The sequence below is a fragment of the Variovorax sp. YR634 genome, from assembly GCF_900106655.1.
Lineage (GTDB): Bacteria > Pseudomonadota > Gammaproteobacteria > Burkholderiales > Burkholderiaceae_C > Variovorax.
In genome coordinates this window covers 47,602-60,554 of sequence record NZ_FNOL01000024.1, presented here as the reverse complement: position 1 = coordinate 60,554, position 12,953 = coordinate 47,602, and the positions used below count along the sequence as shown (strand labels likewise).

14 protein-coding genes are annotated in these 12,953 nt (G+C 68.6%); 8 read left to right on the top strand and 6 right to left on the bottom strand.

What is annotated here, in order from left to right:
• Positions 1-19: 19 nt before the first annotated feature.
• The 6 genes from BLV60_RS28625 to BLV60_RS28600 all read left to right on the top strand — a co-directional run bounded on the left by BLV60_RS28625 (position 20) and on the right by BLV60_RS28600 (position 6,243).
• On the top strand, positions 20-1,108 hold the full coding sequence (locus BLV60_RS28625; protein ID WP_093058690.1) for an extracellular solute-binding protein: 1,089 nt from the start codon (positions 20-22) through the stop codon (positions 1,106-1,108).
• 10 nt (positions 1,109-1,118) lie between these two features.
• Positions 1,119-1,940: an ABC transporter permease gene (locus tag BLV60_RS28620; protein ID WP_093058689.1), complete on the top strand. Its 822-nt coding sequence runs from the start codon at positions 1,119-1,121 to the stop codon at positions 1,938-1,940.
• A complete protein-coding gene (locus tag BLV60_RS28615; protein WP_093058688.1) occupies positions 1,891-2,439 on the top strand; it encodes a TIGR00725 family protein in 549 nt (182 codons plus the stop codon). The genes BLV60_RS28620 and BLV60_RS28615 overlap by 50 nt, the downstream gene beginning before the upstream one ends.
• Positions 2,440-2,481: 42 nt before the next feature.
• The gene (locus BLV60_RS28610) at positions 2,482-3,999 is read left to right on the top strand and encodes an AMP nucleosidase (RefSeq protein WP_093058687.1); all 1,518 of its coding nucleotides are present in this window, start codon (positions 2,482-2,484) and stop codon (positions 3,997-3,999) included.
• Between the two features lie 125 nt (positions 4,000-4,124).
• The gene (locus BLV60_RS28605; RefSeq protein WP_176928987.1) at positions 4,125-5,135 is read left to right on the top strand and encodes a Bug family tripartite tricarboxylate transporter substrate binding protein; all 1,011 of its coding nucleotides are present in this window, start codon (positions 4,125-4,127) and stop codon (positions 5,133-5,135) included.
• 100 nt (positions 5,136-5,235) lie between these two features.
• On the top strand, positions 5,236-6,243 hold the full coding sequence (locus tag BLV60_RS28600) for a Bug family tripartite tricarboxylate transporter substrate binding protein (protein WP_093058686.1): 1,008 nt from the start codon (positions 5,236-5,238) through the stop codon (positions 6,241-6,243).
• A gap of 12 nt (positions 6,244-6,255) precedes the next feature.
• Here BLV60_RS28600 and BLV60_RS28595 read toward each other — a convergent pair whose 3' ends face one another.
• Positions 6,256-6,948 (bottom strand): ArsR/SmtB family transcription factor, encoded by a 693-nt coding sequence (locus BLV60_RS28595; RefSeq protein ID WP_093058685.1) that lies wholly within the window; start codon positions 6,946-6,948, stop codon positions 6,256-6,258.
• Between the two features lie 82 nt (positions 6,949-7,030).
• On the opposite strand from BLV60_RS28595, the gene BLV60_RS28590 reads away from it, so the two are divergent.
• Positions 7,031-8,209, top strand: coding sequence for a cytochrome P450 (locus BLV60_RS28590; protein WP_256329621.1), 1,179 nt, complete (start codon positions 7,031-7,033; stop codon positions 8,207-8,209).
• On the opposite strand, the gene BLV60_RS28585 is transcribed toward BLV60_RS28590, so the two are convergent.
• Both BLV60_RS28585 and BLV60_RS28580 read right to left on the bottom strand, forming a co-directional pair.
• Positions 8,167-9,159 carry a pyridoxamine 5'-phosphate oxidase family protein gene (locus BLV60_RS28585; RefSeq protein WP_093058684.1) on the bottom strand — a complete coding sequence of 331 codons (993 nt, stop codon included), beginning with the start codon at positions 9,157-9,159 and terminating at the stop codon, positions 8,167-8,169. The two genes, BLV60_RS28590 and BLV60_RS28585, sit on opposite strands and share 43 nt — an antisense overlap.
• The gene (locus BLV60_RS28580) at positions 9,156-9,815 is read right to left on the bottom strand and encodes a glutathione S-transferase family protein (protein ID WP_093058683.1); all 660 of its coding nucleotides are present in this window, start codon (positions 9,813-9,815) and stop codon (positions 9,156-9,158) included. The genes BLV60_RS28585 and BLV60_RS28580 overlap by 4 nt, the downstream gene beginning before the upstream one ends.
• A gap of 117 nt (positions 9,816-9,932) precedes the next feature.
• On the opposite strand from BLV60_RS28580, the gene BLV60_RS28575 reads away from it, so the two are divergent.
• Positions 9,933-10,823, top strand: a complete 891-nt coding sequence (locus BLV60_RS28575; RefSeq protein WP_093058682.1) for a LysR family transcriptional regulator — start codon at positions 9,933-9,935, stop codon at positions 10,821-10,823.
• A gap of 2 nt (positions 10,824-10,825) precedes the next feature.
• Here the strand turns inward: BLV60_RS28575 and BLV60_RS28570 are convergent, their stop codons facing one another.
• Genes BLV60_RS28570 through BLV60_RS28560 form a run of 3 tightly spaced genes read right to left on the bottom strand, consistent with a single transcriptional unit; the run spans position 10,826 to position 12,938 of the window.
• Positions 10,826-11,425, bottom strand: a complete 600-nt coding sequence (locus BLV60_RS28570; RefSeq protein WP_256329620.1) for a hypothetical protein — start codon at positions 11,423-11,425, stop codon at positions 10,826-10,828.
• On the bottom strand, positions 11,422-12,045 hold the full coding sequence (locus BLV60_RS28565; protein ID WP_256216967.1) for a hypothetical protein: 624 nt from the start codon (positions 12,043-12,045) through the stop codon (positions 11,422-11,424). The genes BLV60_RS28570 and BLV60_RS28565 overlap by 4 nt, the downstream gene beginning before the upstream one ends.
• Before the next feature lie 50 nt (positions 12,046-12,095).
• Complete coding sequence (locus BLV60_RS28560; RefSeq protein ID WP_093058680.1) at positions 12,096-12,938, bottom strand: hypothetical protein; 843 nt, start codon at positions 12,936-12,938, stop codon at positions 12,096-12,098.
• Positions 12,939-12,953 lie beyond the last annotated feature (15 nt).

Sequence of the window (12,953 nt, the reverse complement as noted above, 5' to 3'; positions counted from 1 at the left end):
TTTCCTTCAAGGAGCCACCATGCAACGCAGACATCTGATCCAGGCCGCCGGCGCACTGCCCGCACTGTCATTGGCAACCCTCGCGGCACGCACCGCCTTCGCCTTCGACGGCCCCGAGCTCTACGCAGGCGAGAAGGCGCTGTACGCCGAGGCTCAGAAGGAAGGCCTGTGCGTCTCCTTCGACACCGGCCCCGAATGGGCCAACTGGAAGTCGCTGTTCCGCGACTTCAAGAAGCGCTACCCCGAGATCGAGCTGACCTACAACGACATCGGCTCCGCCGCCACCGTGGTCGCACTCGAAAAGACCAAGCGCCGCCCGCAGGCCGACACCGCCTACTACTTCGCCGCCTCGGCCGTCGACGCCGCGAAGAAGGACGTGGTCGCGTCCTTCAAGCCCGTCAACTTCGACAAGCTGCCGCCCGTGTTCCGCGAGGCCGAGGGCCGCTGGTTCACCATCCACACGCTCAACATCGCTTTCCTGGTCAACAAGAAGCTGGTGAAGACCGTGCCCACCGGCTGGGCCGACCTGCTCAAGCCCGAGTTCAAGAGCACGGTGGTTTACCTCGACCCGCGCTCCACCGGCATCGGCCAGGTACTGACCTTTGCAGCGGCCTACGCCAACGGCGGAAGCGTCGACAACGTGCAGCCCGGCACCGACTACCTCGGCAAGCTGCATTCGGCCGGCAATGTGCTGCGCGTGGAAGGCACGACGCCGTACGCCAAGTTCCTGAAAGGCGAGATCCCGGTGTGGATCAGCTACGAGAACGACGGCCTCAAGGCCAAGCACGTCGATGGCATGGGCGATGCGGTGGAAGTCGTGATTCCCAAGGAAGCCAGCGTGGCCGCACCGTACGCCATCAGCCTCGTGAAGAACGGCCCGAACCCGAACGCCGGCAAGTTGTGGCTCAACTTCATCATGAGCGAGGCGGGCCAGTCGCTGTTCGCGCAGGGCTTCGTGCGGCCCGCCGTGCCGGGTACGCCGCTGAGTGCCGACGTGGCGGCCAAGATGCCGGCCGCGCCGCAGATCAAGCCGCTCGACGTGGTGAAAGCCTCGGAGCGCAAGGCCGAAGTCGACAAGCTCTGGGCGCAGGCCGCGCTGGGCAAGTAAGCAGGCCGTGATGCGACGCTTTGGCGCCTGGCCCGCATGGGCCTTCATGGCGCTTTTCTTCGCGGTGCCGCTGGCGGCGCTGCTGCCCGAAGCCTTCGCCGAGGGCGGCAGCGCCTTCGGGCGGCTGTTCGGCAACCCGCTGTTCCTGGGCGCGCTGCGCAATACGTTGGGCCTCGGCCTCGCGGCGGGCGCGATCTCGGCGCTGGTGGGCACCTGCATCGCCATCGAACTGGCACGCCAGCCCGAAGGCCGACGCCAATGGATGATGACCCTGCTGGGCTTGCCGCTGGCCTTCTCGGGGCTGGTGATTGCCTACGGCTTCATCCTGGCCTTCGGCCGCGCGGGCTTCGTGACGCAGCTGCTCGCGGGCCTCGGCGGTGACCCGGCCGCCATCGGCAGCTGGATCTACAGCGTGTCGGGCCTGGGCTTCGCCTATGCCTACTACCTGATTCCGCGCGTGGCGCTGTCGCTGTACCCGGTGTTCGCCAACCTCGACCTGCGCCCGGCGCAGGCGGCGCGCACCTTGGGCGCTTCGAAAGCGCGTGCCTTCTGGGACACGGTGGTGCCCGAGGTGATGCCCTCGGTGCTGTCGAACGCCTGCATGGTGGCCGCGATCGCGATGGGCACCTACGGCACGGCGCTGGCATTGGTGGGCACGCAGCTGAACATCCTGCCGCTGATGCTGCTCGCGCAGGTGGGCGACGGCGGTTCCGATTTCGCGGTGGCGGCGGCCTTGTCGCTGGTGCTGATGGTTGTGTGTGTGATCGTGATGGGAGTGGGCGATGTCTTTACGCGAAGGCGCGAGCGTGGTGCTGTCGGCGCCAGTCACTGAGGCGCTGACGCGCCTCGCGCAAAAGCAGCGGGGGCCCGAGCGCTACCGCCAGCCCGTGGCCATCATCGGCCCGGGCGACGGCGGCCCGGCCGAATGCGAGGCCGCCCACGCGGTGGCGCATGCGCTGGCCGGCGCGGGCATGTCCGTGGTCTGCGGCGGGCGCGGCGGCGTGATGGCCGCGGCTTCGCGCGGGGCCGTGGAGGCCGGCGGCATCGTCGTGGGCATCCTGCCCGAGGACGACGACCGCAACGCCAACGAATGGCTCAGCGTGGCCATTCCGACCGGCATGGGCGAGATGCGCAACGGCATCGTCGCGCGCAGCGGCGTGTGCCTGGTCGCCATCGGCGGCAACATGGGCACGCTGTCGGAAATGGCGCTGGGGCTCAAGTGGGGCAAGCCGGTGTTCGTGATGCATGGCGATGTGGCATTGCCCGGCGCGGTGCAGGCCACCGATGTGGAAGACATGCTCACGAAAGTGCTCGCCTGCCTGCTGGCATGACTCCCCCCGGCTGAAGCGGCGGCCGCATTGCACAATGCCGTCATGCCCTACATGCCCACCTTTGTCGCTCCCGCCCGCTTCACCGATGCCGCCGCTGCACTCGAACAGGTCAAGGCCATCTACCAGGGCGGCCTCGCCCATCTGCGCGAATCGATGCTGCGCTTCGTTGCCGGCGAGGCGCTGCCGGGCCGGGTGCGGGCCTGCTACCCCTTCGTGCGGGTGCACACGCACACCGTCTCGCGCCACACGCCGCCGGCCAACGCCGGCCTGAGCTACGGCTTCGTTGCCGGCCCGGGCCGCTACGAGACCACGCTGACGCGGCCCGATTTGTTCTCGCGCTATTACCTCGACCAGTTCCGCCTGCTGCTCGAAAACCATCAGGTCGAGCTCGAGGTAGGCACCAGCACACAGCCCATTCCCATCCACTTCTCCTTTGCCGAGAACGACCACATCGAAGGCACCATGAGCGCCGAGCGCCGCGCCCTCATGCGCGACGTGTTCGACCTGCCCGACCTGGGCGTGATGGACGACGGCATCGCCAACGGCACCTACGAGGCGCGCGACGGCGAGGCGCAGCCGCTGTCGCTCTTCACGGCCGCGCGGGTGGACTACTCGCTGCACCGCCTGCGCCACTACTCAGGCACCGCGCCCGAGTGGTTCCAGAACTTCGTGCTGTTCACCAACTACCAGTTCTACATCGACGAGTTCGTGCGCCTGGGCCACGAGGCCATGGCCGACGAGAACAGCGAGTACGTCGCCTTCATCGAGCCCGGCAACGTGGTCACGCGCCGGCGCGGGCTTGCTGCAGGTTCGAGCGCCACCTACGGCCACCTGCTCGACGGCAGCCAGGGCACCGCCCCGCCGCGCCTGCCGCAGATGCCGGCCTACCACCTGGTGCGCGAGGATTGCAGCGGCACCACCATGGTCAACATCGGCGTCGGCCCGGCCAATGCCAAGACCATCACCGACCACGTCGCGGTGCTGCGCCCGCATGCGTGGATGATGCTGGGCCACTGCGCCGGCCTGCGCAACACGCAGCAGCTTGGCGACTACGTGCTGGCCCACGCCTACGTGCGCGAAGACCACGTGCTCGACGAAGAGCTGCCGCTGTGGGTGCCGATTCCGGCGCTGTCGGAAATCCAGCTCGCACTGGAGAAGGCCGTGGCCGACGTCACGCGCTACGAGGGCCCCGACCTGAAGAAGATCATGCGCACCGGCACCGTGGCCAGCACCGACAACCGCAACTGGGAACTGCTGCCCGGCAACCAGCCGCAGCGCCGCTTCAGCCAGAGCCGCGCCGTGGCGCTCGACATGGAAAGCGCGACCATCGCGGCCAACGGCTTCCGGTTTCGCGTGCCCTACGGCACCCTGCTGTGCGTGAGCGACAAGCCGCTGCACGGCGAGATCAAGCTGCCCGGCATGGCCAACCACTTCTACCGCGAGCGCGTGGAGCAGCACCTGCGCATCGGCATGCGGGCCATCGAGATCCTGCGCGAAGAGGGCTCGACGCGGCTGCACAGCCGCAAGCTGCGCAGCTTTGCCGAGGTGGCGTTCCAGTAAGAAGAAGGGCTTCCGGAGGGCCCCGACAGAGGTCGGGCCCTCAGGGTTTGTCCTGCCCGCCACCGCGCGGGATTGCGCCGTTTCGCGGACATCATCCGGTTTACCCCACAGCAACCGGAAAGAAGATGACCCAGTCGCGTTCCGTTCCCCTCTCCCGCCGCAGCTTCTCTGCATGGATCGCGGCCTCGGCCGCAGCTGCCGGCGCAGGACATGCCGCACTGTGGCCGCGCACCGCCTCCGCCGCCGATGCACCCGTGAGCAGCAAGCTGCGCATCGTGATTCCCGCCAATGAAGGCGGCGGCTGGGACCAGACCGGGCGCGCGCTCGGCGCCGCGATGCTGGCGTCAGGCGCGGTCGGCAGCGTGGTGTACGAGAACATCGGCGGCAAGGGCGGCACCATCGGACTGGCGAAGTACGTCGAGAAATACGATGCCGACCCCGACACCCTGCTGATGAGCGGCATGGTCATGGTCGGCGCGGTCGCGCTGCAGAAGCCCGCCGTGACGATGGCCAACATGGCGCCGATCGCCCGCCTCACCAGCGACTACGAGGTGGTGGCGGTGAAGGCCGATTCGCCCATCAAGACCCCCAAGGACCTGATTGCACAGCTGCGCGCCGATGCAGCCAACACCGTCATCGCGGGCGGCTCGGCCGGCGGCGTGGACCACATGTACGCAGGCATGCTGGCGCGCGTGGCCGACGCTTCGCAGTCGCTGGTCTACCAGGCGCACCCCGGCGGCGCGGAAGTGGTCGAGGCGCTGGCAACCGGCAAGGCCGCAGCCGGCATCTCCGGCTACAGCGAGTTCAGCGAGGGCCTGGCCAGCGGCAAGCTGCGCGCCATCGGCGTGTCGTCCAAGCGGCCGTTCCAGGGCATCGCCTCGGTGCGCGAGCAGGGCGTGGAAGCCGACCTTGCCAACTGGCGCGGCGTGCTCACCGGCCGCAAGGTGCCGCCGTACCGCAAGGCGGCGCTGCTGACGGTGGTGCGGCGCGCCACCGCCACCGATGTGTGGCAAAAAGCCATCAAACAGAACAACTGGGACCCCTTCTGGATGGAGGGCAAGGATTTCGAGAATTTCCTCGAAACCGACACCGCAATGGCCGGCCCGCTGATCTATCTGCTCAAGCTGAAAGCCTGAGAGCGTCCGCTCCTGCGGGTTTTCCCTAGGCCACGAAGGCAAGGGATTGACACGTTTTTCGGACATCATCCGGTTACTTTTACAGGGAACTGGAAACAAAATGTCGCATTTCGTGCCGACCGGCCTCTCTCGCCGCAGCCTTGCGGCATGGATCGCATCGACCGCTGCCGCGGGCGCAATGCCCGCAGCGCTCTGGCCCACGATGGCCGGCGCGGCCGAACCGCAGCTCGCCACCAAGCTGCGCATCGTCATTCCCGCCAATGAAGGCGGCGGCTGGGACCAGACCGGCCGCGCCCTCGGCGCCGCGATGATCGCGTCGGGCGCGGTGGGCGACATCAGCTACGAGAACATCGGCGGCAAGGGCGGCACCATCGGCCTGGCGAAGTACGTCGAGAAATACGACGCCGACCCCGACACCCTGCTGATGAGCGGCATGGTCATGGTCGGCGCGGTGGCGCTGCAGAAGCCCGCCGTCACGATGGCGCAGGTCGCGCCGGTGGCACGGCTCACCAGCGACTACGAAGTGGTGGCGGTGAAGGCCGACTCGCCCATCAAGACCCCGAAGGACCTGATTGCGCAGCTGCGCGCCGATGCTGCAAGGACGGTCATCGCGGGCGGCTCGGCCGGCGGCGTGGACCACATGTACGCCGGCATGCTGGCGCGTGTGGCCGGCAACGCGGGGGCTCTGGTCTACCTGCCGCACCCCGGCGGCGCACAGGTGGTCGAGGCGCTCGAAACGGGCAAGGCGGCCGCCGGCATCTCGGGCTACAGCGAATTCAGCGATCACCTGGCCAGCGGCAAGCTGCGCGCCATCGGCGTGTCGTCGAAGCGGCCGTTCCTGGGCATTCCGTCGGTGCGCGAACAGGGCGTGGACGCCGACCTCGCCAACTGGCGCGGCGTGCTCACCGGCAAGAAGGTCCCGGCCGAGCGCAAGGCCGTGCTGCTCGAAGCCGTGCGCCGCGCCACCACGGCCGATGTCTGGCAGAAGACCATCAAGCGCAACAACTGGGACGCGTACTGGATGGCGGGCAAGGACTTCGAGAGCTTCCTCGATCTCGATACGGCGATGGCCGGGCCGCTGATCTATCTGCTCAAGCTGAAGGCCTGATCGCTCGAAGCATCACGCGAAAAGCTCGGGCATTTCGCGCTGCGCCTTCGGCGTGAGCGTGAGCGCCCGCCCGTCGAGCTCCTGCCGCACCCATCCGCGGCGCAACGACAGCTGCAGCCATGCAGCGCCCAGCGCGCCGCCCAGGTGCGGACGGCGCTCGCTCCAGTCGAGGCAGGCGCAGGCGAAGCGGCGGCGCGAGCGCCGCACCGCATCGACCTCCACGCCCAGGCTCTCCAGCGCGATCGCGCCTTCGGACGTGAGTTCGTACGAGCCGCTCTGCAGGCCGCTGAGCCAGCCCTGCGCATGCAGCCTGTCGTGCAGCGCGACACCCGCCGTGCCCGCCATGTGGTCGTAGCAGGTGCGCGCGCTGCGCAGGCGGCTCGGCGTGTTCGGCTTGAACTCTGGCGTGCGCGGCGCGCCGGCCACCACCATCAGGCTTTCGAGCGCGGCGGCGACGTCGTCGTTGGCGAGGCGGAAGTAGCGGTGCTTGCCCTGCACCAGCAGATCGACCAGCCGTTCGTCCTTCAGACGCGCGAGGTGCGCGCTGGCGGTCGATGCGGCCACTTCGGCCACGGTGGCGAGCTCGGTGGCAGTGCGCGCGTGGCCATCCATCAGGCAGCTCAGCATGCGGGCGCGCGCCGGTTCGGCGATGGCGCCGGCCAGGCGGGCCAGCTGGAAATCGGCGGATGAAGCAGTGGTGTCCATGCGCCCATCGTAAGACGGAGCAGCATCCGACACTTCGTTCGCGGACGAAGTGTGGCGGCGGTTTCGATCGCACACTGACGCCATGAACGAAAGCAACAGCCCCACCCTCGCCGAGATGCCCGCCGACCCGGTCGCTGCCGTCACGCATGCCGATCCCTATCCGTACTACGCCGCCCTTCGCGACGGGCCGCCGCTCGCTTGGAACGAGAAGCTGCGCCTCTGGGTCGCGAGCCGCGCAGATGTGATCGAAGAGGTGCTGCTCGCGTACGGTGCATTGCGCGTGCGGCCGACCGCCGAGCCGGTGCCCCGCGCCATCGTGGGCAGTGCGGCCGGCGAGGTTTTCGGCCATCTGGTGCGCATGAACGACGGCGTGGCGCACCAGGCGCATCGGCCCGCTCTGCAACGCGCACTGGCCGGGCTCGACCTGAACGCGGTGCACGCGGCAGCCCTGCAGATAGCGCTGCGGGTTCCGCAGCAGCAGCCGCTGTCCGACACGCTGTTCTCGATGCCCGTGCAGGCAGTCGCGCACCTGCTCGGTTTTGCCGACGACGCGCTGCCGCAGGTGGACCGGTGGATGCGCGACTTCGTGGCCTGCCTGTCGCCGTTGTCCACGCCCGAGCAGTTGCGGCGTGCGAGCGCCGCGGCGGGCGAATTGATGACGCGCTTTGAAGTTCTGGTGACAGGCGAGTCGCCACGGCACGGCACGCTGCTCGCCGCCGTGCTCGCCGAAAGTGCGGGCGACGCAACGCTGTCACGCTCGCTGCTGGCGAACGTGGCTGGCCTGCTATCCCAGACCTGCGATGCAACGGCAGGCCTGGTCGGCAACAGCCTGATCGCGTTGATGCGCGAGCCTTCGCTGCGCACGTCGACCCGTACACGCGACGGCCTGCAGGCAATCGTCGAGGAGACCGCGCGGCACGATCCGTCAGTGCACAACACACGGCGCTTTGCCGCCGAAGCCGTCACCATCGCCGGCACACCGCTGGCCTCAGGCGATACGGTGCTGGTGCTGCTGGCCTCGGCCAATCGCGACCCGGTGTTCAACCCCAATCCCGACAACTTCATGCTCGTGCGCGCCCGTCGCCGCATGCTCGGCTTCGGCCACGGCATGCATGCGTGTCCCGGCCAGGCCTTGGCATGCACGCTGGCAGCGGCCAGCCTCGACGCCCTGCTGCGTCGCGCGCCCGACCTCGATGCTCAGCGCCTGCGCAGCTGGAGCTACCGGCCGTCGGTCAACGGGCGCATTCCCGTGTTCCACTGACCCGTGCCCGCCAGGTGGGGCGACAGTTGCGCGTCGCCCCAGCGCAGCGGCAACGCCGCCGGACGGCGCAGTGCATGCGTGACATGGAAACGCATCAGCCGCTCCGCGCCTTCGAATTCAGCCACCTCGGGCCCGTCCCAAACGATCTCTGCCGTGACTGCTACGTGCAGCAAATCGCCGCTGTCGAAGTCGACGAACAGCAGCCCCGCGCGCGGATGCGCCGCCAGGTTGCCGAGCGTGTTGAAGAAGCGGTTGCCGTTGAAGTCCGGCACGGTGAGCACGTCGTCGCCGTCGATGCGCACGAAGCCAGGGCGACCGCCGCGGTGCGACACATCGACGCCGTGCGAACTCGCGTCGGCCTCGTCACCCGCCGCGACCTCGTTCGGATAGGCGGTGGCGATGAACAACGTGTCGGCACTGCCGATAAGGCGATGCGCCGCCAGGTCGAGCTTGTCGAGCCATTGCGCCTGCGGCGCCGCATCGGCACGCGGCGAAACGAACACCGGTTCGCGCGCCTGGATGTAGCGCGGGCAGTTGCCGAAGCTCTGCTGCACCGCGACCATGAAACCCGCGTCATCGCGCGCCTCGACCGTGCCGTTCATGCGATTGCGCCGCCGCGTATGCGGCTGGATGCCGAGCAGGCCCAGTGTGGCGCCCTGCTTCAACTGGCCAACGAGCGGATCGCCCGACGCGGGCAGCGCATCGACGCGCAGGTGCGTGGCATCTGGCGAGTGCACGAAGCCGGCAGGTGCCGCGAGCACGCTGGCCCAGGGCTGCAGCTCCGCATCGAGGCTGCCGACCACGAGGAACGGCAGCAGCCCGAAGAACTCGCGGTGCTGGTCGGGCATGTAGTCGCGAATGACGCGCGGCCCGGCCACCTCCATCTGCTCGCGCGAGCCCGCCAGGGCCTGCAACGCCCGCTCGCCCGCGTGGAACGGCGCGGCGATCATGCGGCCGCCGCAAGCCCGATGGGCGTGCGCACCATTGGTACGAAGCCCGGCAAGGCTTCCACGCGCTCGAGCCAGCCGCGCACGTTCGGGTAGGTATCGAGCGCCACGCTACCTTCGGGCGCATGCGCCACATAGGCGTAGTTCGCGATGTCGGCCAGCGTCGCAGCGGGACCGGCAAGGAAGGGCTGCTGCTGCAGGTGCATCTCCATCACCGAGAGCAACGCATGCGAGCGCTTGACGGTCTCCGTCGGGTCGGTGGTGTGGCCGAACAGCGCCATGATCCGCGCGGCCGCCGGGCCGTACGCCAGCGGCCCCGCCGCCACCGAGAACCAGCGCTGCACGCGCGCCGCACCGACGGCATCGCGCGGCATCCAGCGCGCGGGGTCGGACGCATAACGCTCGTTGAGGTAGACCAGGATGGCGTTGGAGTCGGCCAGCGTAAGGTCGCCGTCCTCGATCACCGGCACCTGGCCGAAGGGGTTGCGCGCCAGGAACTCCGGCGCGCGGTTGTCGCGCTTGCGCATGTCGATCTCGACGTTCTCGAAGGGCAGGCCGAGCATCGTGAGGAACAGCCGCACGCGATGCACGTGGCCGGAGAGCGTGGTGCCGTAGAGCTTGATGGGCTGGGCGGGGCGATTGGCGGCTGCGGCGTTCATGGAGGCGTTCCTTTTTCGAGATGGCTGGGACGGTGCCCCGATTCTTCTCTCTTGCGCCGAATGAATGAATAGCCATTCCTGTATTTGACTGCTGCGTTTTCCGGTTTAATCGCCCCCATGGATCGTTTCAAGGCCATGCAGACCTTCGTGCAGATTGCCGACCAGGGCAGCCTGACCCGCGCCGCCGAGGCGCTCGGCACCTCGCTGCCCGCGGTGGTGCGCTCGCTCGCCGCGCTGGAGGCGCACCTGGGCGTGCGCCTGTTCCACCGCACCACGCGCCGCCTTTCGCTCACCGAGGAAGGCCGCCACTACCTGTCGAGCGCACGCGAGGTGCTGCTCGCAGCCGACGCCGCCGACCTCGCGCTGAAGGCCGAGGCGCGCGAGCCGGCGGGCCAGCTCACCATCACCGCGCCGGTGCTCTTCGGCCACATGTACGTGGCGCCGGCCATCGTGCGCTTCATGCAGCGCTACGAAAAAGTGCGCTGCAGCGTGCGGCTGTACGACCGCACCGTGAACCTGCTCGAAGAAGGCATCGACGTGGGCATTCGCATCAGCCCGCTGGAAGATTCGTCGCTGGTGGCGCAGACGCTGGGCACCATCCGCCGCGTGGTGGCCGTGAGCCCCGACTACCTGGCGCGGCACGGCACGCCAACGCATCCGCGCGACCTGAACGGCGCGCCCTGCGTGCGAGGCCGCGTCGACGCGCCGGCGCAGTGGCTGTTCCACGAAGGCGGCAAGACGATCAGCGTCACGCCGAACAACCGCCTGGAGTTCAATCACCTCGCGCCGGCCATCGAGTCGTGCGCGGCGGGCATGGGCTTCGGCACCTTCTTCTCGTACCAGGTGATGCCGCACGTGGCCCAGGGACGGCTGAAGCTGGTGCTGGAAGACTTCGAGCCGCCGCCGCGGCCGGTGAGCGTGATCTATCCCAATGCGCGGCTGCTGCCCGCGCGCACGCGGGCGTTCATCGAGTGGATGAAGATGGAGTTCAGCGGGCTCAGGCTCTAGCTCTAGGTGCAGTTGCCATTGCAGCTGCAGTTGCGGGGCAATTCGCGGCTGTCGAGCAGGCAGATTTCCGAGTCCTGCTTCAGCACCGGCCAGCCGTCGCGCTCGAGCTGTCCGGTCACGGCCGATACGCGCGACGTGAATTCCTCCAGGGATTCGCAGCTGCGCAGCGTCACGAAGCAGGTGCAGGCTTCCTCACGCAGGCTGTCTCGCGACAACTGCGCGCCGTGCGCCTCGCACAGCTGCTGCAGCGCAGACATGTCGCACTGTTGCTGGCGCAGCTTGCCGCGCCACTCGAAATACTGGCCGTCGCAGTCGAGCTGGTCGGCGTCCTGCACAGGCGCATCGACCTTCACGCCCAGCACTGCCATGCCCGCCCGCGCCAGCCATTGCGCCAGCGCCATCGCTTCGGCCTTGGCTTCTTCGAGATCGGCGCGCAACCAGGCGGTAGCCGAGAGCTGCCGATTTCGCTCGCCGCCGTTGTCGCGGTGATGGTCGATCAGCAGCGGCCGCAGCCCGATCTGCTCGCACACCGCGACAAAGAACGGGATCTGCGATTCGTGCGACACATCGCAGGTCAGGTGAAGTTCCAGCCTGCTCTTCATGGCACGACCACCGGCGCAGGCAAAGGTAGGCCATCGCAGAGCGCGGCGGCATCGCTCGCCATGCCGCGCACCGCCTCTTCGAGGCCGAGATTCAGCACCGACATGAACTCGCCATTGGCGCTGGCCCAGTTGGTGCGCGTCCCCATGCCGTGGTACTGGCGCAAGACAGTCTCGCCGCCGGGCAGGCGGTAGTTCACCTTGAGCACGACGTGCGAAACCAGGTTCAGATCGACCGACCACGCGTGGGCCAGGCGCAGGGCCACGTCCGCAGTCACCTGCCTGGCACCGGCGCTCGCGGGCGGTGCGCCCAGCACTGTCTGGAACCCGTAGCGGCTCGTCGACTGCAGCGCGCCGCGCGTCCATCCGGTGGCATCGCCGCTGCGCAGCGACTGCACGGACCGGGGCGTGGCATGCACCGTCGGCAGCATCACGGTGAGGTTGCCGGCATTGGCCTTGTTGCTGCGCGCATCTTCGATCGATGGCAGGTACAGCGTGCAGCCGCGCGCGAGTCGCAGCGACACGGCCGGCACGCTGTTGGGGCGTTCGGCCGGCTCGGGCGCGGGCTCGAAAACCATGGGGAGCGGCTCGCTCTCGGTGACGGCATGCGAGAGAGTGGGCATGGCGCAGAGTATGGCCAGAGTGGTGGCGATGGCAAGTCCTTGGCGTGGCCTCATGGGGCGGTGTTCCTGACCGAATACATGGCGCCGTCCTGGTCGCGGAACAGCACGCGGCCGGGCTGCTCGTCGAAGCTCTGGCCGGCCAGTGTCACCCACGAACCGTTGACATTGAATCGCGCAGTCTTAACGCCACCTGAACGGGCGCCGGCAATGTCGAGCGCGACCGCATGCAGGGTCTGTGCCATCGACTCGCGCATCACGCCGCGCAGCACCTGCCCGTCGTTCGCGGTGAGCCTGCGCAGCACGGCGGCGCGCGCGGTGCCGCCGATGGGCGTCTGGAAGATGGCCGAGGCGCGGTAGCTCGGCTCGCTGCGGCCGTACTGCCAGAGCAGGGCCGAGGTGCGCGTGGTGAAGGCACCGAGGCCTGGCTCCAGCGCGTATTGCAGCAACAGCACCATGTAGGCGGGGCCAGTTTTCGTGGCAGCGATGCGGGCCTCCTGCTCGGCCTTCAGCGGCATCGCCGCGAGCACCTGCGAGGAGCGGATCTTCAGCGGGAACGAGCTCGGCTCGGCAAGCAGCGTGGTCAGCGCCTTGCCCGCCTCCACGCGGTAGTCGTAGTCGAGCAGCGGGCCGACGATGGCCTGCACTTCGGCGCTCATCTCCTTCTGGCGCGTTTGCTGCACCGACGAGTCGATCAGCGCGCCGATCAGCCCGCCGCCGGTGGCCGCGCTCACGCCCGGGGGCTGCGCGGAGAACATGAAGCTCTCCTGCGCGACGACGACGCGTACGTCGACTTCCTGGACCTTGTTGCGGTCCGCAGCCGCCAGGGGCCGATGAAAAGGCGCGCAGGCGCCGAGCAGCAGCGCAGCCGACAGCACCAACCAGAAACGCAGCATCCTTGGGCCTCCCAC

What these genes read in the sequence shown, in the direction of transcription:
- BLV60_RS28625 (WP_093058690.1), top strand. Translation starts at nt 20, where the DNA reads ATGCAACGCAGACATCTGATCCAGGCCGCCGGCGCACTGCCCGCACTG.
- BLV60_RS28620 (WP_093058689.1), top strand. Translation starts at nt 1,119, where the DNA reads ATGCGACGCTTTGGCGCCTGGCCCGCATGGGCCTTCATGGCGCTTTTC.
- BLV60_RS28615 (WP_093058688.1), top strand. Translation starts at nt 1,891, where the DNA reads ATGTCTTTACGCGAAGGCGCGAGCGTGGTGCTGTCGGCGCCAGTCACT.
- BLV60_RS28610 (WP_093058687.1), top strand. Translation starts at nt 2,482, where the DNA reads ATGCCCTACATGCCCACCTTTGTCGCTCCCGCCCGCTTCACCGATGCC.
- BLV60_RS28605 (WP_176928987.1), top strand. Translation starts at nt 4,125, where the DNA reads ATGACCCAGTCGCGTTCCGTTCCCCTCTCCCGCCGCAGCTTCTCTGCA.
- BLV60_RS28600 (WP_093058686.1), top strand. Translation starts at nt 5,236, where the DNA reads ATGTCGCATTTCGTGCCGACCGGCCTCTCTCGCCGCAGCCTTGCGGCA.
- BLV60_RS28595 (WP_093058685.1), bottom strand. Translation starts at nt 6,948, where the DNA reads ATGGACACCACTGCTTCATCCGCCGATTTCCAGCTGGCCCGCCTGGCC.
- BLV60_RS28590 (WP_256329621.1), top strand. Translation starts at nt 7,031, where the DNA reads ATGAACGAAAGCAACAGCCCCACCCTCGCCGAGATGCCCGCCGACCCG.
- BLV60_RS28585 (WP_093058684.1), bottom strand. Translation starts at nt 9,159, where the DNA reads ATGATCGCCGCGCCGTTCCACGCGGGCGAGCGGGCGTTGCAGGCCCTG.
- BLV60_RS28580 (WP_093058683.1), bottom strand. Translation starts at nt 9,815, where the DNA reads ATGAACGCCGCAGCCGCCAATCGCCCCGCCCAGCCCATCAAGCTCTAC.
- BLV60_RS28575 (WP_093058682.1), top strand. Translation starts at nt 9,933, where the DNA reads ATGGATCGTTTCAAGGCCATGCAGACCTTCGTGCAGATTGCCGACCAG.
- BLV60_RS28570 (WP_256329620.1), bottom strand. Translation starts at nt 11,425, where the DNA reads ATGAAGAGCAGGCTGGAACTTCACCTGACCTGCGATGTGTCGCACGAA.
- BLV60_RS28565 (WP_256216967.1), bottom strand. Translation starts at nt 12,045, where the DNA reads ATGCCCACTCTCTCGCATGCCGTCACCGAGAGCGAGCCGCTCCCCATG.
- BLV60_RS28560 (WP_093058680.1), bottom strand. Translation starts at nt 12,938, where the DNA reads ATGCTGCGTTTCTGGTTGGTGCTGTCGGCTGCGCTGCTGCTCGGCGCC.